A 21982-nucleotide genomic window follows, 5' to 3' on the forward strand; every position below is an offset into this window, starting at 1 on the left:
ATTTATATACCCCTATTAGTATATGTAGAACGTCCAGGTAATCATTGGACACTAAGCCATATTTAGTAAAAATAAGGGGGGAGTATATACTTTTAGTAATGGCGCGCTGGGTGCGCGGAAAGTAGGGTGCGCCATGCGCACCAAGTAAACCAAGCTAGTATTTTTTCAAAGTAGGGGGCATGCATACCAGGCAAACAGCAAGCGCATTAGCTAGTAATCATTCGCCCTTACTTAGCAACAGCCTTAGCCTTATAGGTTTTACCCGGCGCCGGTGCCACCGGTGTGACCCTGGCCTCTGCTAACAATTTGGCGCAGCCGCTATCGGCTTCAGGGCCAGCATTGATCAGAGGCAGCAGGGCTGCAACTGGCGCAGCGACCGCCAACGCAATCGCGCCACCGGCTCTTAACGCAAGCACACCTTTGTCTACGCTGACTTTAGGATCTTTAAAACTACCCTGAACATACAGCGGTGCTCTGAGTGAGAAAACTCGTAGCCCTTTGCTATTCGGTTTGATCGTCAAATCCAATTGTTCTTGCGCCATATTGACATTGCCGCTGACATCTAAGACTGCATCATCGGTATCAACAATAAAAGTACGGGTTTGCATCACACCATTAGTCACGGCAAAATCGGTTGCCATGCAATTGAGTTTGACTTGCTTGTCACCCGAAAGATAAGTCAGCGCGACATTGCCGATATTTAATCCAATCTGCTCTAACAAACGTTTGCTGATGCTGCCCTGATTGATCAAGGTTTTAACCTCACCATTGGATGCGGCTAACAAACTGGCGATGGAGTTGCCAGTCGCCGACAACGACGCATCGCCGTTGATCTCACCCATGCTGGCTTGCAGTGCATCTAGCGTCGGAAATAATTGTTTGAGTTTTAAATGACGGGCACTGACTTTCATCGTTGCCTTTAATGCTTTTGCCGTTGGCGGCTTTTCTTCCGTTAGATTTGCTGCTAGTTGATTCCCTGCGGCATCTGTTTTACCGCTGCCATCCAGATGGATATCTGAGCTGAGCGTGCCGCCTGCCATATCAAATGTCAGAGGTGATAAATCGAGCACGCCATCCTTCAGATGTAAGTTGGTTGTGAGCTTATTGATGGGCAATTCTTTTTCGCGGATAATTTTTTCCGCACTAAATTTTATGTCTGCGTCTATGCTGGTCCAGCGCTCTGTTTTAAAGGTCTCTACTGGTAACACTTTATCGCCAGGTTGCACTGCCGCTGCACCGCGCTCTGTTTTATTTGCGTTAGAGTCCGCACCGATCAATGCGCCCAGGTCGGAGAATTGCAGCAATTGCGATACGATTACACCCGACAACAAAGGCCGGTCAGGCGCAGGCCGGGTTTTAAAATCAAGACTGCCGCCGATGTCGCTAGAGCCTACTTTACCGCTAAATTTTTCATAGACCCAATGACTATTATGTTTGCCAAGTGTGCCAATCAAATGGCCTTCGGTAGAAAACGGTGGCGTCTCTGGTAGTACAACGCCGCTGAGCGCATACAGCCTCGCCATACTTGGTGCAGAGAGTTTTAAACGCATATCTAGCGCTGCTAACTCGGTTGGCTTTGTGACTGAGCCTTCGACACTGATCATCGTTTTGCCGACGCGCACATTTGCCATAACAGGGAAGGGCGTAGTCTGCTGTTGCAGCGATAAAATCGCGCCCGCTTTACCACTGCCGCTGACGGTATCGCCATTAAATTTACCGTGTAATTTCCAACTCACGCCATAGGCGGGGTCGGTATTGATGGTATCAATATCTGCTGTTACATCTGCATGTTTGATCGCATCAACCAAGTGCACGCTGCCTTTAGTAAACACCACGCGTTGTAATTCTAATTGCCACGCCGAGGCTTGATCACCGCTAGCTAAAGTCCAATTATTTTTGCCATCAGCAGTACGTAATAAACTGACGACGGGACCATCAAAGCGCAGCACAGGGATGGCAATCTTTTTACCTAACAAGGCCAGAGGGTCTAGCGAAAAAGCAAATTGCTGAATGCTCGCCATTTCTTCCGGGACAGCGATCACCGTTGATGCTGAAGTTGTCTTAGCCGCCAAAGTCGCAGGATTATTTGGTTCCGACGCGGGTGTCATCATCGCCGCCGGATTGCCGATATGCACATCTTTTGCAATGAGATGCGGCCACGGGATCATCCCACGCCAACCGCGATCCAGCTCTGGACCAACGACTTGTTTATCCCACGTCAGAGCGAGATCACCTTTGATCACAAAAGACCGGCCCAAAGCTTCGCTGGTACGTTCGTTCAACCAAGGCTTAGCGCGGTTCCAATCAAAATTAGTCATCACGATAAGCGCTACCGCAGGGACGGCGATCAGGAAAGTGACGAGGGCAATAGTTGTACGACGCATTTTTCTTCTTTATAAAAAATTAGTAATACCCATGAAGTGCACTACATTAATCGTCACGGTATTGACACTCACAACTATGGTTAACAGGCGCGGTGTAATTAATGCCGTAACGCTGTCAATCAGCGACAAGACGGGGAAAAAACTTAAGACGGTAATCATATTGTACGGCTTTCGATAATAAGTACTAGCTGCAAGTTTGCAATTGGATACTGTTGCGGCATTACTTATGACGCTATCCGTTGCAAAGTCTGGTTCGATGCAGCCAGACTACGTGAAAGCAGAGTCCTATTATGTTCGTTGACGCACCTAGAACGAAAAATATCGACATAGACTTAAGTGCATATAAGCGAGATCTTTTTGTGACGATTTGAATTTTTAAACAAGTGGCTGCGCACTTATTTTTAGCAATACTCTTCTGATTCGTTCAGTTAAGCGGCAGTTTTTGTATTTTTCGAATGCATGTAGTAAGCATAAAAAATTACTCATGCAGTATGTAGACAAGGCCGCTGTTAAAGCGCATATGCACCTACTCACCATAGAGTCTGCCACTTCGGCGATTTTTCCCCATATAACTAAAGAAACAAATCGATTGTGGCGAAAACAGCGACCTTAGTTGTATCTAGTTTCAAGAATCATTTTTGAGTGTTAAGCCAGCAGTAATATTGGTGGGATCTACATCATAGCCAGCGTCCTTAACCGCAGCTTTTAATTGTTCTACTGAAGTCTTCTCTTCGTCATACTGTACGTTAGCGTCACTATCTGCAAGGGAGACTGTGACGTCGTTCACGCCAGGCACGGCTTGCAGCGCTTGCAGCACTTTTTTGACACATCCTTCACAGCTCATTCCTCGTATTTTTATATTTTCTATTTGCATGGCAATACCTCTTTATTTAAGTTATTTCAATCCCACTAAAACATCGTCTTTTGCCTTGTCATGTACGGTACGAAACGGAAAGGGCGACTAATTTATAAAGTTATAGAGGAAAAAAACGTGTCACGCGTATCCCCCATCAACGCTCGTAAATCTTTAATACTAATATTGCTGATTTCATGCATGCTGATCATCAACGAGGCACCGACGGATAACTTATGATGCCGGATTTTGCTAATGACAGGAGGTGCTACCTCTAGCATTTTAGATAGTTCAGCATCATTTTTTAAATGTAATTGGTCAATCAGCTTGTTCAATAAATTATTCGGATCGTAATGAACATGATCAGAGTTTAAATTTAAAATATTGGGCATCTTGTTTCCTCATTCAGATTTGTTTCTAGCATTCGCCAGGCCGGGTGTTCATATACTGAGCAATCTAATGAACAAATAACGCGATCAGAATGACGATAGGGATAGGAATGCCAAGTAGTAATAGCAAAATCGAACGCATGATAGTCTCCAATGATTAAGACGATTGATTAAAATTGGGAATTTTTACCCCGAGCAATACTTAGTCGAGCAAATGAGCTCTGTCGCGTTGACGTCCACCAATTGTGGCCGCGAGGCTAGCGACAAACGCACCGATCAACAACGCGATAAACATCCACAGAGCAGAGTTGGCCGCTGCCTTACGCGCCTTATCAGCAGCTTCTTTGATAACGTTCTTGGCATCTACCACCGATTTGCTCCATTGTGAATACACCGCATCGACACGTTTTTCTGCATCGGTTTGACTGATACCCGTACGCTTGATGATTATTTTAGATAAGTAATCGCGATCTGAACCACTAAGGGCGCCATTAACAATATCTGTGGTTAGAATTTTCCCTACTTCTAGGCGGGCACCAGAATTGGCATCAATAGAACCGTCATCTGAACGCAACAACATATCCGAGAAATAATCCACCGGCTTGACCTTCATATTGTTTGCCGCGGCGGCTGCGGTGACCGCACTTGAACCTATATTCGATGCCTCGCTAAGAATACTTTGAGCCGCACTTGCAAGTAAGCCGACTGTCATTAACGAGGCAACAGCCCATGCAAGAAAACCATGAGCGGTATCTCTAAAATAAACCTCGTTATCGTGCAAATTACCCCACTTGATCCTTAGTCTACCAGCCAAATAACCCCCAACTCCAGATGCCGCAAGCTGCATAAATGTAAGCCACGCAATTGCTGAAGCGCCCATCACTGACGAGTTGTAAGACCAGGGAGATATGCTAGATAAACCTAATCCAGCACCCAACATTAGTAGTATTAATGAAAGCGCCGCCGCCGCCGCTGCCCCTGCCAGTACGGCACTCCAAGTCACCCCTGAAATTCCCGCATAGGACGAAATAGTTTTCTGTTCTTCTAGCATAGTTGCTCCCTTTGATTGGTTATACGTGTTGTTTCGGGTTATTTGAACATTAGTTTTATTAATGTTAACCGTCTTAAGTGTGTTGAACAAAACCATTCCACGTCAGTACATTTAAAACTCACAATTACGGCGAGGGGCAAAATAAAGATAAGGAATATATAAGCCAACAATGTTCGAAGCATATTTATCGTTAGTCAGCCTGTATGTGCGCTGAATCACACTTCATCGATATTTTTTGAAAAAATACAAAAACTATATCTAGGGAAATGCTTAGGTTACTTTTGCATTTTTATTTTTGTGCGCTATCGAACGGACACGATTTTTTAAATAGATCAATCTATGATTCCATTTAAGGAGAACTATGATGAGTTACCAAGAAAACGATGTTTATGGAATGTATGCATTAGGCGAATCTGGTCAACACAAAGGTCCAGGGCCTGAATTAATGGGGGCTAATACATTGATCGGCGACAATGTACATAATCCTGAAGACGAGCATCTAGGTGAGATTAAAGAAATTATGTTGGACATGAGAACAGGAAGAATTGCTTATGCGGTACTTGCTCAGGGCGGACTTTTTACCATAGGTGAGAAACTCTTTGCAGTTCCCTGGAGTTCGCTCAAATTAGATACTTTGAATAAACGGTTTGTGCTGAATGTACAAAAGGATCGTTTTGAAAATGCCCCAGGATTTAATTCAGATCAATGGCCAGACATGGCAGATAGCACTTGGGCAGATACCGTACATCATTTTTATGACACTCAGAGGAACCCATTATGAAAAATCAATTTCTCAAGAAAGGTCGTTTTAAAATGTTTAACGCAATCATGTTGAGTGCTGGAACCATGTTATTAGCTAGTGCTGTTTATGCTGGTGAGACCAAAGTCAGTTTGGTCGGTGCAGAAGAGACTCCAGCAGTTAAAACTACTGCCAAAGGTGCGGGAAGTATTACCGTTAATAATGATAAGTCTGTCAGCGGTGTAGTTACTACTACAGGCTTGTCCGGGACAATGGCTCATATACATTTGGGTGCCGCAGGAAAGAAAGGCCCACCAATTATTACCTTAGTAAAATCCGGTGAGGGTAGTTGGTCAGTGCCATCGGGATCGGTTCTTACAGACGATCAGTATGCAAGTTATAAAGCAGGAAATCTTTACGTCAATGTTCATACTGCTGAAAATAAAGACGGAGAGATCAGAGGGCAATTGAAGCCTTAACGGATAGCATGAGTAAAACGAAATAAACCGAGAAAATACAGGCCTAGAAGACAAGAGGAAACAAGCGGCAGCAACAAAATCGTAGCTTCTTGATGTTAAATAGAAAATTTTTGCGGTGAAATGTTATTGCTGTTTCCTATTTGGAGCACCAAAGGTGCTATCCGGCGGTTGCCGGATTTTTTTGGTCATTTTTGATACATCAAGGCGCTCATGGCTTTTCATGAGCGCCTTGTTTGCAACTAACATACTACAAAATCGCATCAAAAATTTTGCAAAAATGCATATCTTAAAGAATCAACAGATCAAATTCTAATTGAAAATCCTAGCTTAACTATTGCTCCAAATCCCTTGATCGAAGAGAGTATTTATACAGCACTTGAATTTTTCAGCTAAACCGGATTTGCACTGATACGCCAGTATTTAAGTTGACGTCGTAGCAGTGAGTAACAATACTTTTGCCGCCTCTTCTGACGAAGCAGGATTTTGTCCTGTAATTAATAATCCATCTTTTTGTACGTAGGATTGCCAGTCCTTAGCTTTTGAGTAAATACCGCCATTTTTTTTAAGCATATCTTCCACTAGGAAAGGCACTACCTCGGTTAGCCCCGCGGCTTGCTCTTCAGTATTACTAAAGCCAGTGACGGATTTTCCGCTAACCAGCGGCTTACCTTCTGCAGTATTGACATGTTTCAGCACTCCGGGAGCATGGCAGACTACGGCTACAGGTTTACCTTTGGACAACATCGTTTCGATTAGATTAATAGAGGACGTGTCTTCCGCCAAATCCCATAAAGGTCCGTGCCCACCTGGATAAAAAACTGCATCAAAATCATTCGCTGAAATATTGGAAAGCTCCAACGTACTAGCTAAGGCCTTTTGTGCGGCTAGATCTGCTTTAAAACGGCGAGTGAATTCAGTTTGCGAAGTATCGTCATCACTTTTAGGGTCAAGTGGAGGTTGTCCACCTAATGGCGATGCCAGCGTTACTTCTGCACCAGCATCCATAAAAACATAATAAGGTGCGGCAAATTCTTCTAACCAAAAGCCCGTTTTTTTACCAGTATCACCTAACTTATCATGGGATGTTAGTACCATCAATATTTTTTTCATTTTGGATCTTTTCTATAAAGTGAATCGGGAAAGCATATATATAAACCAGAGATTAAAGAGGCAAAAAGCTAGTTAGATTAAACCTATTTCAGAAATACGTTCTAATTGCTTGGCCGTACTAATTCTTCACGGTTCCATTGTCTGGTTTTTGCAGCTTTTAGAAACTCTTTCATATGTTCTGTCGACATTATTCCAGGGTCTTTTTTAATTCCTGCGATATCTAATAGGGATTTACTTCCTACATCAAAGGCAATGGCTTTTAAGTGGCTATAAGCGTCTTTGATAAACTCGATTGCCGCCAAATTTCTCGCCATTTTTTTTGCGGCTGGCTGAGAGATAATTACCACAATAGCATCAAACATGATGGACGGGCTGCCCGCCAATTGACCATTGACGATAGCCTTACTAGCATCAGACAAATAGACGCCACTAATTTTAGGCGCTACGATTTTGTATGTCGCACCGTCTTTAGTAACGGCATCTTTAACATTTTTAAAAGTCTCTGCGTCTGAGCCTTCATCGATAAGAATGCCGACAACACGACCTGTTAATGTGTCTTTTCTGTTATTGATTAAACCTAATGCCGGAGATATCGGAAAATCTAGAACAGGCGCAGCACTCGTTGGTAGTGGTGGCAAATCCTTAAGCCCTAAACCAGCGGCAATACGTGCTGCCAAATCTGCATCTATGTGTCGTAGATGTCCTACTATGGCTTCTCTGATGTGCGGGTGCTCGACTTTTGATAATTCAAAAATCAATGCTGACACGATATGAGATTGCTCGTATTTATTTTGACTTATATAAAATTGACGCGCCTGACTGTAATGATCAGCAAAGCTCTCTGGTCGAATCCTTCCTTTAGTTCCAATAAGCTGCTCTGACATGCTTTTAAAACCAGCCACTGCTTGCTCACGGGGTGATGTTGACGATAGTGTATTTGGCTCATAAGATACCCTACCATTCGGTAAGGACATTTGCATATGGCCATCCCGTTGATGATTAGCGAATGGACATTTAGATGCATTCACCGGGATTTGATGAAAATTAGGTGAGCCTAATCTGGATAGCTGTGTATCGAGATAAGAAAACAAGCGACCTTGCAGTAATGGATCATTCGAGAAATCAATACCTGGAACAAGATGTGATGGACAGAATGCCACTTGCTCGGTTTCCGCAAAAAAATTATCTGGCCACCTGTTAAGTACCATCCGTCCAACGACCTTTAAGGGAATCAATTCCTCAGGGATAAGCTTAGTTGCATCAAGATGATCAAACGGGAATTGATCCGCCTCTTCTTGTGTAAAGATTTGTACCGATAGTTCCCACTCAGGAAAGTTTCCGGAACTGATGGAATTGAACATATCACGACGATGAAAATCAGGATCAGCTCCCGCAATTTTAACGGTCTCATCCCAGATCGTTGATTGAAGCCCTAACTTAGGTCGCCAATGGAACTTTACAAAAGTTGAGTTGCCATCCTGATCAATCAAGCGGAAAGAATGAATACCAAAGCCTTCCATCATGCTTAATGATCGCGGCAAGGTGCGATCAGACATAATCCACATCACCATGTGCATTGATTCGGGTGTCAGAGAAATGAAGTCCCAAAACGTATCATGAGCAGTAGCTGCTTGTGGGAAACCACGATCTGGTTCCATTTTTACCGCATGGATGAGATCAGGGAATTTAATCGCATCCTGGATAAAAAACACAGGGACATTATTACCAACCAAATCCCAATTACCTTCTGACGTGTAAAATTTTACGGCGAACCCCCTCACATCTCTAGGGGTATCTGAAGATCCTGAGCCGCCAGCCACCGTGGAAAATCTGGTAAATAAAGGAGTTTTTACGTTTAGCTCAGTGAGAATTTTTGCGGTCGTATATTTTTGTAGAGAATGGGTTAATTCAAAATATCCATGAGCACCAGTTCCTCTGGCATGCACGATACGTTCCGGTATCCGCTCATGATCGAAATGAGTAATTTTTTCTCTTAATATAAAGTCCTCTAATAAGATTGGGCCTTTTACGCTGGCTTTGAGCGAATTCTGATTATCGGCAATGATAAGACCCTGATTAGTCGTTAATAAAGATTGTATTTTTTCTGGGATTTGATGTAATTCACCTCCGTTACCAATCGAAGTAGCGGGCATTTCTTGATTTTTTTTTGTTAGTATTTTTGGTCGTGCTGTATTAGTTTTAGGCATGGTCGGCAATCTACAAAAAAGGTCAAACGATCGATGAAAAAAATTAAAACAGAGCAAGCGGAAAGCCGAAACTCTGTTTTTAATTCTTTAACCATAAACCGTATCTTTGTTTTGATATGTGCGGGAGCACACGCTATATAAGCCAATTTTTATAATCAGAATTTGAACTACTTGCCTATTAAAAATAACTAGGCTTATTGTCATTCATCATGAATGTAATAAATGTCGGGTGCAATCATAGCGGCTTAATTTCCGCGACCATATCGCTATGTTCAATGGCTACATCTTCGGGCACGATTAACTTTTTCGGCATAAAAAATATTGATATTTATTCTTTAGGATTTAGGCGTCCAGGCCTCAGTGATTTTAAGTAACACAAAGAAATTGTTTTCATATGCGGAGAATAAGTTACCTGGATTTTCTGTCTTACTCTCGTTCCTAAAAAAAATGAAATCAATGTGCGCCAGCGTACTGATCTGGCAAAAATTTCAGCCTATGATTTATCACATCGAGATCAGCACTCAATCCGGTTAAGCGGATTCACTGGTTTTGCGATCACTAATTCAACGGAGAAGAAAAATGATAATTACTACAGCTACATCACTTAAAAAAACTACTACTACACTGGCTACAACGGGCTTAGCGGTCTTATGCGGCGCAGCTCTGATTTTGACAGTCGGTTGCAGCAGCATGAAGACGCCGGCAACCGCTAGTGTGGCTGTCTCTAGTGCTGCGGTAGATAACGCCTCTGGCGCTGGTGCAGCAGAATTTGCACCGGTAGAAATGGCGTCAGCACGCGACAAAATGGCACGCGCTAATAAAGCGATGGCAGCTAAGGATTATAAGCTTGCAAATGATCTGGCTACGCAAGCCCAGGCCGATGCCAAGCTAGCACAAGGCAAGGCTGATTCAGCCAAAGCGCAAGCGGCATCTAATGCATTACAAGATGATATTCGTGTCCTGCGTGAAGAGTTAGATCGTAATAGCGCTACTAAGTAAGCGTGCACATTTTCGCCCTCGTTTCCCATACACGATCTGTACAAAATAAACCAATAAATTAAAAGGCATCATCATGAAAAAAACTTACTTCACGCCAGTCCTGTTAGCCATGGCAGTCTTTGTTTCTGCTTGTAGCTCTATGCCAAAGACAACCAGTTTGTTAGATCAAACTCGCAGTGATTATGCGATGGCGCAAAGCAATCCAAAAGTGGCTAGTTATGCATCTTTAGAAATGAAGCAAGCCGGCGATGCTTTAGACCAAGCCAACGCTGCTGCAAAAAATAATGACAATGCGGACAAGATCGATAAATTGGCTTATGTCGCTAAACAAAAAATCGCGCTGACACAAGAAGTCGCTAAGCAAAAATCTGCAGAGGCTGATATCGCTAGTGCAGGTAAAGAGCGTGATCAAATACGCTTAGATCAACGCACTAACGAGGCAGATAAGGCAAAAGCTTCTGCGGCACAAGCTTTGGCGAGCGCAGAGCAAGCCAAGTTGGCAGCTCAAATAGCGCAAGGTCAGGCGATGGATGCACAGCGTCAGACACAAGACGCACAAGCCCGCGCCGCACAGTTAGAAGCGCAATTAGCTGATCTGGCTGCCAAAAAAACAGATCGCGGTATGGTCATTACTTTAGGTGATGTCTTGTTTGGTACCGACATGGCGCGCCTTAATCCAGAAGGCTTACGTACAGCTAAAAAATTAGCCGATGTATTGCAACAAAATCCGCAACGTACGGTATTGGTAGAAGGCTTTACCGATAGCACAGGTACTGCTGCGCACAACCAGGAATTGTCGGAGCGTCGTGCGACTTCCGTCCGCACCGCATTGCAAGAAATGGGTATCGCGCCGGAGCGTGTAGCTGTCCGTGGTTATGGTCAAGCTTACCCAGTCGCAAGCAATACTACTGCACAAGATCGTCAGTTAAATCGTCGTGTAGAAATCGTTTTATCTGATGCTAGCGGCAAGGTACCGCAGCGTCAGTAAATACAATTCTTAGACCCGCTAATATCAAAACTAACTAAGACCATTTTTAAATTTTTGGAGAAGCATCATGCATGACGCAAAAAAAATGAATCATAAGGGTATCGACACCGCGGCAATCCGTGATGCTGCCAAAAATATGGATGATGGTGCAGTTACCGTCGGTTATCAGGCAGATCGTAAAGAAGTGATTGCCATGTTAAATGGCGCATTGGCGACAGAACTGGTTTGTGTATTGCGCTACAAGCGCCATTACTACACGGCAAGTGGCTTGCAAAATGGCCCGATCAAAGCAGAGTTTTTACAGCATGCGATGGAAGAGCAAGGCCATGCCGATTTATTGGCAGAGCGTATTGTGCAGTTGAGCGGTAGCCCGGATTTTAATCCGGCAACGCTGATTGACCGCAGCCATGCAGAGTACGATGATTCAGATAGTATTCAATCTATGATCAAATCGAATTTGATCGCTGAGCGCGTCGCTATTGAAGCGTATCGCCAAATGATTGAGCAAATCGGCGATACAGATCCGACCACCAAGCATATGCTAGTCGGGATCATGGCGATGGAAGAGGAACATGCGGATGATATGCGGGATTTATTGGTCAAGTAGTACTAAGTAATTTGTAGCACTAAGCAGCATCAGTTGAGGTGGTTGTTTAAGGAAATTCAATTCAAATTTTCCTGAACAATAGTAGTGATATTTTTTATCTTTTTAGGAGCTCATTATGTTGGAATCAAATTTAAAAGCAGTCAACAAAGACGTAAAATTATTGATCAAAGATTCTCAAGCATTGTTCGTTGCTGCTGCCGCATTAACTGGCGAAAAAGCAGACGAAGCTCGTGATAAAGCCATGAAGCTGCTAGATGCGGCTTTGGTTAAAGCGCAAGAAGCGCAAGCCAGCGCGATTGTCGCCGGTAAAGAAATGGCTGTATCTGCGGATGTCTATGTCAAAGAAAACCCATGGCGTGCGATTGCAGCGGCAGCTGGTGTTGGCTTGTTATTAGGTGTGATTATTAACCGCAAGTAAAGACAACTGCGCGCAAGTAAGCGCAGGGACATTAAGCAGAGTAAGTAAAACGACATAGCAATATGTCTTGTTGGGTTAATGCCGGATCGGTTCTGGCGTTAGCCCACGATTGTATTCAAAACCGTATTCAAATTCGTATTCAAAATACGAGCGCTACAGATTCACCAAACTAAAAAAACTTCCAGGACAAATCAAATGACGGATAACTCTAATGCAGCGCCCGCTGTCGGTTTAATGGCTGGCTTAGCGGGCGTTGCCAAAAATGGATTTGGATTGCTATTGTCTAGACTAGAACTAGCTGCGCTGGAATTGTCAGAACTGCGTAATCATGCGCTAAAAATCGCACTGGTATTCGCATTGGCGATTTTGGCGATCTGGTTTGCTTTGGCTTATGGCACGGCGTTGGTTGTCTACTTAAGCTGGGACGCATTAGGCTGGAAAATTCTATTAATTATGAGCTTAGTATTTGTCGCAATCGCTGTTGGATTGCTGCTCTACCTGTTGTCGATGGTAAGGCATGGTAAGTTATCTTTACCAGTCACTATGGCTGAACTGAAATCAGACCGGGATATGCTGCTCTAGGTTTCACTGGCGAACTCGCCTTTTAAAGGTTTTCTAAATATCACATCAACATCAAATCAACATCGCGCTGGCTAATGGAGAACAATATGAGAAGTGACGCAGCAAAAGAAAAAGCTCTCGCTAATCGCAAAGCACAATTGTTGCTGGATGGCGCGGTTTATCGCATAGGCATAGTCCAAGCCAAAACCAATGTGTTGCAGAGCTTGCATGCAGAAACTTTGGTACGTAATGTAGGCCAGCATTTGCTCGGCGTAATCGGTATGCGGCTCAATACCTTATTTACGCCCAATATAAGAAAAGTCGGCGGACAGTTTCAGACATTAATGCCGCTTGCTGTGACGGCATTCACATTTTTGTCTGGTAAGAAATTACTCAAGCCTGTGATCGGTGGTGGCTTACTGTTGACTGCTGTCGGTGCGGTAGTTGCGCTAGCTTTGCGTCGTAAACGACCGGAGATTGATGGTTCTTATGACTTATAAATTCTTATAAACTACTTTGTCTGTCGGGCTAACACTTGATTAGCCCGACAGACAATAGTTATGCTCTCTAATCTGCCTGTTCAATTTATTTTCTGACTAAGTTACTAACTTAGTCGCTAAATTATTCACTAACTTAGCAACGAGCTCCGTCACTAAATTCGCTTCTAAATCAGTTTCTAAAATCTTATTTTACATTCTGCTGCCTGGTGTACTCAGCACGCTTCATCTCCATATAATCGTTTTGATCTAACTCATGTAATTGTTTTGGATATTTTTCTGTCGCTGCAAACCAGCTTAATAAACGTTTTTCTAATTGCGTATCTGGCGCTGCATTTGTTGCACCTAAATAGCTATCAATCGCAAGGTAGTAGCGCATAGTATTGCGTTCCATCAGGCCGCGTACGCCGCCGATGTAGTCGGGCTGGCCGTCTGGTGCTGTACCGTTGATAGTGAATCCTACTTTGCCATGACCCACCGTTGCGAGGTAAGTTTGCATTGCTATGCGTCCAGATAAGCCAGTGGAGTAAGAATAGGTCAGATGCAAAAATGTTTTTGTTTTTGACAGGGTAATGGCTTCTAAAATAATGCGGTAGTCGTTAGTGCCGAGCGGTCCCTGATCGGCACTGAGCATGATCTGCATGTATTCCGGCGTTGTTGCTACCTGAGTGTAATTAAAATCAACACGGCTTGCGTCGCTTAATTCTTCTGGCGTTTTTTTACCAATATAGACTTTGAGTGCTGCGCTGGGCTTGTTGTTTGATCCATTGCTGCCTGCCGTTTTTGTGGCATGACAGTATTTAGTATTCAGATGTAAGTGCATGATGTCGCACCAATGGTCAGGGCTATTCAGTCCTGTGGTGACGGCTGCAAAAGGGTAGTCAACCACGGCATAAATATCACCTTTTAGACGATGATCGGTTTCGACTGATTCCAATACCAGAGGTCGGTTGAATTGATTTTTCTCTAGCTGTTGCTCGATGGCGCTATATTTGGCGTGCATAGACTTTGCCGCTTCGGACGGATTGATATCTGTATCTGCCAGGGCGTGATGACTGATACTCATCGCAGCTATCATGGCGACTAATAGTAGCTGGGGTAATGACTGACGTAACTGTGTTGGATTAAAGTTTTGCATTTGCTCTCCATTTTGTTATTTAACAGATGTTTGTTTTACGCTTTGTGAGTTATGACTCAATAATTTCGCTAAGTTAAGCCCAGTTGCGCTAGTTTTATTGGTGTCTTGATTGAGCTGAGTTTAAGCTTATTTTTAGGCTTATTTTTGGCCTGATTAATCAATTTAATGCTTAGTTATTTAATATACTCCCCATCATTTTTACAAAATATGGCTTATTGTCCATTAATTATATGGACAATTAAATATACATAGTGGGAGTATATTTAAATGGCGAATAAAATATTTAGTAAGGCGTTACACTTCCAATAGCTCAAATCCGCTAGCGATTACAAGCAATCATCACAGGCAAGCTGCGCAGGCAACCGTCGTAGGTAACCATCACAGCCAATATTCTAGTCGCCGCGCAGTCCATTCTTTAAACTTGTCACTAAAGGGACGTTGTTCCCAGACTTCTTTGGTGATTTCTTTGGCGTTACGCAGGTCTTCTACAAAGGTTGCTTCCATCGCGTTGCCAAATTCTTCTCCAAAGACGACGACGTTGATTTCATTATTATGCAAGAAGCTACGGGTATCAATATTGGTCGATCCTACGGTGGCCCAGACTTGGTCGATCACAGCAGTTTTTGCATGGAGCACTGCAATTTGTAGCTGATAAATTTTGATGCCGTTTGTCAGCATTTCATCATAAAACGATTGCGCTGCATGGAATACCAAGCCGCTGTCTGTGACGCCAGGCAAAATAATTTTGACATCAACACCACGCTTGCTGGCGTCACTTAAGGCTTGCAAAATTTGCGCGTCTGGTACGAAGTAGGCGCTAGTGATATGGATCGTTTTTTTAGCTTCTTGTATTGCAAGAATATAGGCTTTATAAATCTCATGGTTGCCACCTGGCTCACTGGCTAACACGCGCACCAGTTTGTCGCCAGCTTCTTTCAATGGTGGGAAGAAGTTACTGTCAGATAGCTCTGGCGATTTCTGACTGGCCCAGTTATCTAAAAATACCCATTGCATGGCAGCGACTGCAGGGCCTTCGATTTTGATGTGGGTATCGCGCCAGCCGACTTTGTCATCCCGTTTTGTTTTTGAGCGAAATAAAGAGCTATTGGCATAAGCCGCGCTGATATTCACGCCACCGGTAAAAGCGACTGTGCCATCAACGATTAAGATTTTCCGGTGATCACGATTATTGGGTTCCCACGGGCCAATTAGCTTTAATGGATTAACCGGATTAAACGCTAGTAAGTGAATTCCCGCTTCTCGCATTTTGTCAAAAAAAGTCTGGGGCGTACCGATAGTGCCGACGCTGTCGTAAATGATATTGACCTGAACGCCAGCCCGTTGTTTTGCGATCAGCAGATCTGCAAAGCGGATACCTAGTTCGTCCTGATCGAAGATGTAGGTTTCTAAATTGATGTTATCGGTGGCGGCGGTAATCGCCTCCATCATGGCAGTCATCGTTTGTGGGCCATCAAACAATAGCGTGACTTTGTTACCGGCGATGAGCGGGTTGCCAGTTGCGGCTTCTTCTAGCGCGGCTAGTGCGGCGATGTCGATATGAGAATTACGCCAGCGCTTAATTAATAGCGAATTAGTTTTCTTGGCACTGAGTGTACCTTGTGCCGTGGTTACAGTCGGGTTTGCCGGGGCAGATAATGAGGTATTTAAATAGCGTACTTCAGGCAAGGCCGCGCAGCCGGTGGCGAGTATGACTGTACTAATCGTTGCGATAATGTTGAAGACCTGAATAAATTTGAGACGAGTATTGCCACGCATGTTTCCCCCAACTGACTCGATTGACTTCATATCGTTAATCTGGGGTGCTCAATGAGCACCCCAGAACTGGATTTTTCTTAAGAAGAAACGGTGACTATTTTAGTCATCGTATAGTATTAATTTCTTACGATAGTACCGTTATTGACTTGTACTTTATCACCAACACGGTAGCCAGGTTCGCTGGCAAATGGAATCATCTGCGTTGCGCCATTTTGTAAGCGGACGATGACTTCGTAGTGATTGGTTTTGCGGGCATTGCCTTCTATATTCCGACCTGCATAGGCACCACCTAAAGCGCCTGCAATTTCTGCTGCAGTGCGGCCATTGCCACCACCGACCTGACTACCGAGCAGTGCGCCAACAACGCCACCACCGATGGTGCCCAGGTAGCCGCCTTCGCCTTTAACTTCGACGATATTGACAGCTTCTACAGTGCCGCAGTTGTAGCAGATACGGGCGGCTGGCGCTGGTGCAGTTTGTACCTGTGCTACTTGCAGGTTTCTGCCTAAGGTCGCACTGGTGACGCGTTCTACGCCGCGATCAACGATGCGTAAATTAGCGGTGACGGTACTATTGGGTGCGATACGGTCACGGCTTCTGATTGTGTAGGAGTTGACGTATTCGCCACTGGCGACTTCAGGTAAAAATATTTTACCTTTGACGCCGTTAATGGTGAGATCAACCTTACCGCCTGGTGTGCCAAATACAGTAAAGCGTAAATCGCTACCACCATTTAAGTCTACTGCCGGGTCAACATTAAATCGTTCAATCTTAGGTTGTGGGCCGGACACTATTTGATTGGTGTGATTTCCAACGCCGATTTGCAGAGATTCATTTAAAACTGAGCTGGCTACTTGATTACCAACGCGCAGATTAGCTGTTACCGCACTGCGTGCAGCAATTTTGTCGCGGCTGTTGATGGTGTAAGTACCTTCGTACTGACCGGCTTCTACTTCAACCAAAGTTAGGTTACGCGTGGCACCGGCGATGCGCAAAGTAGCCAGACCGCCAGGTGTGCCATAGATGCCAAAATTGAGTTCTACGCCAGGTGCTAGTCGGCGTACTTCATCAACATTAAAACCATCAATCCGTGGCGTCATTTGTGATGTGTTGTATTGCTGTGCTTGCACCTCGCCGGATAGCATCAGCAATGGTGCCAGCAATGGCATAAACGCCGATATGGCCAGCGTGCTGGCGATGATTTTCTTTGTAATTTTCATTTTGTTCCCCTGACTTTTCTTAATATTCTTGTTATCTTGATTTGGATTAAATCCAAGTTTTTTGGTGTCACGTTTTTACTTCTAGCTTTAAGTGAAATTAAAGCGGCTGGCGAGCCATGGATGGCTTACCGAGCAGAGGTTTTCATCATGTCTTTTGCACGCTGCAAATCTTGACTATAGGTCATCCGTGCTTGTTTCATGCAAGTAGCACTTGCAGCACCTTTCATTTGCTTACAGGCATATGAAGATTCTTGAAGAACTGCACCAGCTTCTTTTTTCAGAGTTTGGTATTGCTCTTCTGGCGTCGCATCACCTTGGAACCAACGCGGCGGATCAATCAATGGCGCACCTACTTGCGGCATGCTCGTCGGTGATGAGGCTACGGGTGCTTGTGCCCAGCTTGCATTGATCAATAATACTGATGCGGCAATACCGACCATCATATGAATAGTGCGGTGAAAATCTAGTTTAATTTTATTCATTTCAACTCCTTGATAGTTACATTGATAGATGGTTGATTAGCGGTTTGTAGCAATCGGTAGCGGTTAAATCCGTCCGGTTAATAGCAAGACAATCAGGACAACAACGATCAGCCCAGTGACGCCGCTCGGACCATAGCCCCAGTTACGGCTATGTGGCCAACTTGGAAAAGCGCCGACTAGCGCAAGAATTAAAATAATTAGTAAGATGGTGCCCATGACTTTGTCCTGATGTTTTTGATGCTACTGAACTTAGTTATCTGAATTAGTTGCGTAACTTAGTTACGTTATTCAGTTGCATTGTTAAGTTGCGTTATTTAGTTAGCTTATTTAGGTATCTTATCTAAGCAAGATCAGAGCGCATTCATTGGTAATACACTCTGAAGATAAAATTTTTATAGCTTGGATTTGAAATCGTGGAAGGTTTTGATAAACGCATCACGAACTTTTTCTGTGCCGACTACTAAGTCTTTCCAAGATTCTTCTCCAGCCGCTTTTAGCTCATTCAATTTTTCATTGGCCAAGTGTGATTGCTCGCGCAGCTTAGTCATTTCTTCATTATATTTATCGTGCGCATCTTCTCTGGCCTCTTTCGCTTTTACTTCCAGCTCTTGCATCGTTACATTCAACTCATCGAGTTGTTGTTTCATTTTTTCGATGTAAGCGTCTCTTGTGTCTTTATCAAACATGATGATTCCTTTAAATAAATTAAAAAATTGGAGTTAAATTTTGATCAAAAATGAAGAATTTTATTTTTCAGTTCTATAAAAATATTAGTAATGATCTACACGACCATCCATCAGGCGAACACGATTACCAACGCGGAAATCATAAATATTGTCTTGCATGACGCTGGTAGTGCTGCCGTTATCTAAACGGATTTGGATTTGATATTTATCGGATGCTTGGGCATTTTTGTTTTGCTCAACATTGTTACCGACTAGCGCACCACCGATTGCACCCGCTACTGTGGCGGCAGTTCTGCCGTTACCATTACCAACCTGATTACCCAACAGGCCGCCAACCAAGCCACCAACTATTGCGCCGCCACCACTGGTATTGTTATTCGGGCGAACGACTTGAATAGATTCGATGTAGCCATAGTTACTGGCGTTGTTTTGATAATTTTGGTTATTTTGATTATTGGGGTAGGGCGTCGAATAACTGCCTTGTTGGGACGTATTCTGTGGGGCATTATTGGCACAGCCAGCAAGGGCGGCTGTTGCTAACACCACTGCGCTGATGACAAGTTGAGATTTCATGTTGTTCTCCTGAATAAGTGTGGGATCAGAATAAGACTGATAAAACACATGGTCTGTACGCTGCCGCACTTAACTCAAGATATGCTCAGACAGTGGAAGTTGGATGATGCCCTGCTATGTCAGCTATAATTCGGCCAACCTGAAAGTTCTTCAAAACGATCCAGTTTGATCAAGAAATAGTAATTAAATCAATGAGTTATAAATCAAGAAAAATCTCTGTTGCCCCGATGATGGATTGGACTGACCGTCATTGCCGTCAATTCCACAGGCAAATTACGCGTCATAGCTGGCTGTATACCGAGATGGTAACGACTGGTGCTTTGTTGTACGGCGATGTGCCACGCCACCTTCAATTTAATGATGAAGAACATCCGGTCGCTTTGCAACTGGGAGGTAGTGAGCCCTCAGATTTAGCGAAGAGTGCCAAGCTGGGCGAGCAATGGGGTTACGACGAGATTAATTTAAATTGCGGCTGCCCATCCGAACGCGTACAAAAAGGCGCATTTGGTGCATGCCTGATGTCAGAACCAAGTCTGGTTGCTGATTGTGTTAAAGCGATGAGGGACGTCGTTAGTATCGATGTCACTGTTAAACATCGTATTGGTATTGATGATATTCAATCTTATGAATTTGTACGTGATTTTGTGGGGCAAATTGCTGATGCAGGCTGTAATACATTTATTGTTCATGCGCGTAATGCGATCTTAAAAGGTTTAAGCCCCAAAGAGAATCGTGAGATTCCACCGTTAAAATATGAGTATGCCTATCAGCTTAAAAAAGATTTTCCGCAACTAGAAATTTTGATCAATGGCGGTATTAAAACCATAGAGGAAATTGACCTCCATTTACAACACACAGATGGCGTGATGTTGGGGCGTGAGGCTTATCACAATCCCTACTTGATGGCGAGCTTTGATCAGCGCTATTACGACGATCAGGCACCAATTAAATCAAGAGAAGAAGTGATCCAATTAATGCTGCCGTATATCAGCGCACAATTGGCGCAACATGCGGCAAATAAAGAAGTGAAGGGCAGTGGCCTTAAATTGAATGGTATTACTCGCCACATGCTTGGTCTGATGACCGGTTTGCCTGGTGCCCGAGTTTTTCGCCAGACTTTATCGGATAGCAAAAAATTAGCGTCAGGCGATCCGGCTTTATTATTGGAAGCTTTAAAGCGCATGCAGGATATGGCTGATTATGTTGAGCACAAACATGCTTAAATGTTTGCGGCTGCTTTCAGATATTAAAATAAACGTCAACAGAGAAATCAAAAATGAAATCTACGCTTAAATCAATCTGTCTTATCTCTGCCTTATTCTCAGTCGTAATGACAGCCCAGGCGGAAGTTACGATCAAAGATGCATGGGTCAGGGCAACTGTGCCACAACAAAAAGCGACTGGCGCTTTCATGCAAATACAATCTAGCAGCGACGTGCATATTGTGGAGATACAAACTACAGCAGCAGGTATTGCAGAAATTCATGAGATGAAAACAGAAAATAATGTCATGAGAATGCGTGCAGTACCGCAGCTCGATCTGCTTGCGGGCAAGTTGTTGGAACTTAAGCCAGGTGGTTTTCATGTAATGTTGATGGACTTAAAGGCACAGATTAAAGAGGGCGATATCATCCCATTGACGATCATCGTAGAAGGCAAAGATAAAAAACGTGAAGTGATTGAGGTAAAGGCAAAAGCACGAGCATTGAATGCCGCGCAAAGCAAGATGTAGTCGTGATCGTAGAGCTTCTCTTCAACTACTCATGTATCCGTCAAATACAATTGGTAATAATTTGTAATAAGCCATTTCTCTAAAAATTGCTAAGGATATATTAGAGGGACTGTGTTGCAATGCAATGCGCCTTACTTCCCCTCACTGCTAAAGTGAGTTTCGCCTGCGCTAATTTAGCGCAGGCTTTTTTATAAGCACAGACAATTGCCGTATTACTAAGCGGTTAAAAGAATTTGCCATATCGGAAAAAATATCTTATGCTCTCGCTCTTACTTACTTGGGGTAATCCTCTTGGAAGTCTCAGTGGTGGTCGTAGCTCAGTTGGTAGAGTCCAGGATTGTGATTCCTGTTGTCGTGGGTTCGAGCCCCATCGATCACCCCAAAATTCGTTTTAAGAAAAAACGGCTTACACCAATTGATGTAAGCCGTTTTTTTATTTTCTAAGCTTACAAAGCTTTCTAAAACTTAGGCTATCTGTCTTGCCTACACGGTTTTTGTCATAAGTTGCATTGATCATGCTCTTTTCACGTAACCTTTAGTGGTATTGATATGTGAGTCACCGCTTTTTTAGATTAATGATTTTTTTATTGTCTTTTAGCGTAAACCATTTAAATATGACGCCTTTTTTCTTTGTTTTTTATAACAAATTATTAGTTTTTTCGGGATGCTTCGAGCATATTGCAACCCTTTCGAGTGTAAAAAAAGCACTAGACTATGCGTGATTTTCAAGGCGACTGCTCTATTGATTGCACATTCAATTTTTGGCTACCAGTTTGTGTTTTGACTCCCGATTAGATTCCCGCTCGCTAATGCTTATTTTTAGACCATCGGCTTCATATCAGATGTTTCTATAGTTTTTAGCTCGGTAGATGAGGGTAATAAAGCGTGGGATAATAGTGATAACAAAAGTAAGACATTAAACAAACTACCTTTGAAATAAACTTTAATGATCTACTCATTGATTACAACGTCCGTTACATAAAACATAAAGGTATGCCTCAAAACAAATAGTAATCTTTTCGTTATATATGCTTGGAGCTCGGCAATACTGCGATTGGAGTTCAGAGAATGGAAAATGAAGGGTGCGAACTAC

24 protein-coding genes and 1 tRNA gene are annotated in these 21982 nt (G+C 43.5%); 11 read left to right on the forward strand and 14 right to left on the reverse strand.

The annotated features are described in order from the left end of the window. Positions 1 to 227: 227 nt before the first annotated feature. From AAKU61_RS16775 to AAKU61_RS16795, 5 genes are all read right to left on the reverse strand, one after another. The gene (locus AAKU61_RS16775) at positions 228 to 2384 is read right to left on the reverse strand and encodes an AsmA family protein (protein WP_354334102.1); all 2157 of its coding nucleotides are present in this window, start codon (positions 2382 to 2384) and stop codon (positions 228 to 230) included. Between the two features lie 9 nt (positions 2385 to 2393). Next, complete coding sequence (locus AAKU61_RS16780; RefSeq protein WP_354334103.1) at positions 2394 to 2543, reverse strand: hypothetical protein; 150 nt, start codon at positions 2541 to 2543, stop codon at positions 2394 to 2396. A 466-nt stretch (positions 2544 to 3009) separates the two neighbouring features. Beyond that, the gene (locus tag AAKU61_RS16785; RefSeq protein WP_354334105.1) at positions 3010 to 3258 is read right to left on the reverse strand and encodes a heavy-metal-associated domain-containing protein; all 249 of its coding nucleotides are present in this window, start codon (positions 3256 to 3258) and stop codon (positions 3010 to 3012) included. A 92-nt stretch (positions 3259 to 3350) separates the two neighbouring features. Continuing rightward, on the reverse strand, positions 3351 to 3629 hold the full coding sequence (locus AAKU61_RS16790) for a hypothetical protein (protein WP_354334107.1): 279 nt from the start codon (positions 3627 to 3629) through the stop codon (positions 3351 to 3353). A gap of 199 nt (positions 3630 to 3828) precedes the next feature. Continuing rightward, positions 3829 to 4677 carry a hypothetical protein gene (locus tag AAKU61_RS16795; protein WP_354334109.1) on the reverse strand — a complete coding sequence of 283 codons (849 nt, stop codon included), beginning with the start codon at positions 4675 to 4677 and terminating at the stop codon, positions 3829 to 3831. Between the two features lie 364 nt (positions 4678 to 5041). Here AAKU61_RS16795 and AAKU61_RS16800 point away from each other — a divergent pair, with 364 nt between their 5' ends. Both AAKU61_RS16800 and AAKU61_RS16805 read left to right on the forward strand, forming a co-directional pair. Further along, the gene (locus tag AAKU61_RS16800) at positions 5042 to 5458 is read left to right on the forward strand and encodes a PRC-barrel domain-containing protein (RefSeq protein WP_354334110.1); all 417 of its coding nucleotides are present in this window, start codon (positions 5042 to 5044) and stop codon (positions 5456 to 5458) included. Next, positions 5455 to 5895, forward strand: a complete 441-nt coding sequence (locus AAKU61_RS16805; protein ID WP_354334112.1) for a CHRD domain-containing protein — start codon at positions 5455 to 5457, stop codon at positions 5893 to 5895. Before AAKU61_RS16800 ends, AAKU61_RS16805 begins: the two co-directional genes overlap by 4 nt. A gap of 420 nt (positions 5896 to 6315) precedes the next feature. Here the strand turns inward: AAKU61_RS16805 and AAKU61_RS16810 are convergent, their stop codons facing one another. Continuing rightward, a complete protein-coding gene (locus AAKU61_RS16810) occupies positions 6316 to 7005 on the reverse strand; it encodes a type 1 glutamine amidotransferase domain-containing protein (RefSeq protein ID WP_354334114.1) in 690 nt (229 codons plus the stop codon). Positions 7006 to 7106: 101 nt separating this feature from the next. Then, positions 7107 to 9158, reverse strand: a complete 2052-nt coding sequence (locus AAKU61_RS16815) for a catalase (RefSeq protein WP_503012629.1) — start codon at positions 9156 to 9158, stop codon at positions 7107 to 7109. 633 nt (positions 9159 to 9791) lie between these two features. On the opposite strand from AAKU61_RS16815, the gene AAKU61_RS16820 reads away from it, so the two are divergent. The 6 genes from AAKU61_RS16820 to AAKU61_RS16845 all read left to right on the forward strand — a co-directional run bounded on the left by AAKU61_RS16820 (position 9792) and on the right by AAKU61_RS16845 (position 13285). Then, complete coding sequence (locus AAKU61_RS16820; protein WP_354334117.1) at positions 9792 to 10211, forward strand: DUF4398 domain-containing protein; 420 nt, start codon at positions 9792 to 9794, stop codon at positions 10209 to 10211. 73 nt (positions 10212 to 10284) lie between these two features. Beyond that, positions 10285 to 11199 (forward strand): OmpA family protein, encoded by a 915-nt coding sequence (locus AAKU61_RS16825; RefSeq protein ID WP_354334118.1) that lies wholly within the window; start codon positions 10285 to 10287, stop codon positions 11197 to 11199. A gap of 67 nt (positions 11200 to 11266) precedes the next feature. Then, complete coding sequence (locus AAKU61_RS16830) at positions 11267 to 11806, forward strand: ferritin-like domain-containing protein (protein ID WP_354334120.1); 540 nt, start codon at positions 11267 to 11269, stop codon at positions 11804 to 11806. A 115-nt stretch (positions 11807 to 11921) separates the two neighbouring features. Beyond that, positions 11922 to 12224 (forward strand): ElaB/YgaM/YqjD family protein, encoded by a 303-nt coding sequence (locus AAKU61_RS16835; RefSeq protein WP_354334122.1) that lies wholly within the window; start codon positions 11922 to 11924, stop codon positions 12222 to 12224. Positions 12225 to 12419: 195 nt separating this feature from the next. Next, positions 12420 to 12806, forward strand: a complete 387-nt coding sequence (locus AAKU61_RS16840; RefSeq protein ID WP_354334124.1) for a phage holin family protein — start codon at positions 12420 to 12422, stop codon at positions 12804 to 12806. A gap of 86 nt (positions 12807 to 12892) precedes the next feature. Continuing rightward, positions 12893 to 13285, forward strand: a complete 393-nt coding sequence (locus tag AAKU61_RS16845; protein WP_354334126.1) for a hypothetical protein — start codon at positions 12893 to 12895, stop codon at positions 13283 to 13285. A 184-nt stretch (positions 13286 to 13469) separates the two neighbouring features. Here the strand turns inward: AAKU61_RS16845 and AAKU61_RS16850 are convergent, their stop codons facing one another. From AAKU61_RS16850 to AAKU61_RS16880, 7 genes are all read right to left on the reverse strand, one after another. Continuing rightward, positions 13470 to 14420 carry a hypothetical protein gene (locus AAKU61_RS16850; RefSeq protein WP_354334128.1) on the reverse strand — a complete coding sequence of 317 codons (951 nt, stop codon included), beginning with the start codon at positions 14418 to 14420 and terminating at the stop codon, positions 13470 to 13472. 378 nt (positions 14421 to 14798) lie between these two features. Continuing rightward, positions 14799 to 16196, reverse strand: a complete 1398-nt coding sequence (cls, locus tag AAKU61_RS16855; RefSeq protein WP_354334130.1) for a cardiolipin synthase — start codon at positions 16194 to 16196, stop codon at positions 14799 to 14801. 116 nt (positions 16197 to 16312) lie between these two features. Continuing rightward, the gene (locus tag AAKU61_RS16860) at positions 16313 to 17416 is read right to left on the reverse strand and encodes a glycine zipper 2TM domain-containing protein (RefSeq protein ID WP_354334132.1); all 1104 of its coding nucleotides are present in this window, start codon (positions 17414 to 17416) and stop codon (positions 16313 to 16315) included. A gap of 125 nt (positions 17417 to 17541) precedes the next feature. Beyond that, on the reverse strand, positions 17542 to 17898 hold the full coding sequence (locus AAKU61_RS16865) for a hypothetical protein (RefSeq protein WP_354334134.1): 357 nt from the start codon (positions 17896 to 17898) through the stop codon (positions 17542 to 17544). 63 nt (positions 17899 to 17961) lie between these two features. Continuing rightward, on the reverse strand, positions 17962 to 18114 hold the full coding sequence (locus tag AAKU61_RS16870) for a DUF3309 domain-containing protein (RefSeq protein WP_322117970.1): 153 nt from the start codon (positions 18112 to 18114) through the stop codon (positions 17962 to 17964). 176 nt (positions 18115 to 18290) lie between these two features. Beyond that, the gene (locus AAKU61_RS16875) at positions 18291 to 18584 is read right to left on the reverse strand and encodes a sll1863 family stress response protein (RefSeq protein ID WP_322117971.1); all 294 of its coding nucleotides are present in this window, start codon (positions 18582 to 18584) and stop codon (positions 18291 to 18293) included. A gap of 84 nt (positions 18585 to 18668) precedes the next feature. Next, positions 18669 to 19157: an outer membrane lipoprotein gene (locus AAKU61_RS16880; protein WP_322117972.1), complete on the reverse strand. Its 489-nt coding sequence runs from the start codon at positions 19155 to 19157 to the stop codon at positions 18669 to 18671. A 191-nt stretch (positions 19158 to 19348) separates the two neighbouring features. On the opposite strand from AAKU61_RS16880, the gene dusA reads away from it, so the two are divergent. The 3 genes from dusA (at position 19349) to AAKU61_RS16895 (ending at position 21271) form a co-directional block, all read left to right on the forward strand. Further along, complete coding sequence (gene dusA / locus AAKU61_RS16885) at positions 19349 to 20380, forward strand: tRNA dihydrouridine(20/20a) synthase DusA (protein ID WP_354334137.1); 1032 nt, start codon at positions 19349 to 19351, stop codon at positions 20378 to 20380. A 53-nt stretch (positions 20381 to 20433) separates the two neighbouring features. Further along, complete coding sequence (locus tag AAKU61_RS16890) at positions 20434 to 20889, forward strand: copper chaperone PCu(A)C (RefSeq protein ID WP_354334139.1); 456 nt, start codon at positions 20434 to 20436, stop codon at positions 20887 to 20889. Between the two features lie 306 nt (positions 20890 to 21195). Further along, positions 21196 to 21271: transfer RNA gene (locus AAKU61_RS16895), tRNA-His, on the forward strand. The last annotated feature ends 711 nt before the right edge of the window (positions 21272 to 21982 follow it).

Source organism: Undibacterium sp. GrIS 1.2, assembly GCF_040544435.1.
GTDB lineage: Bacteria > Pseudomonadota > Gammaproteobacteria > Burkholderiales > Burkholderiaceae_D > Undibacterium.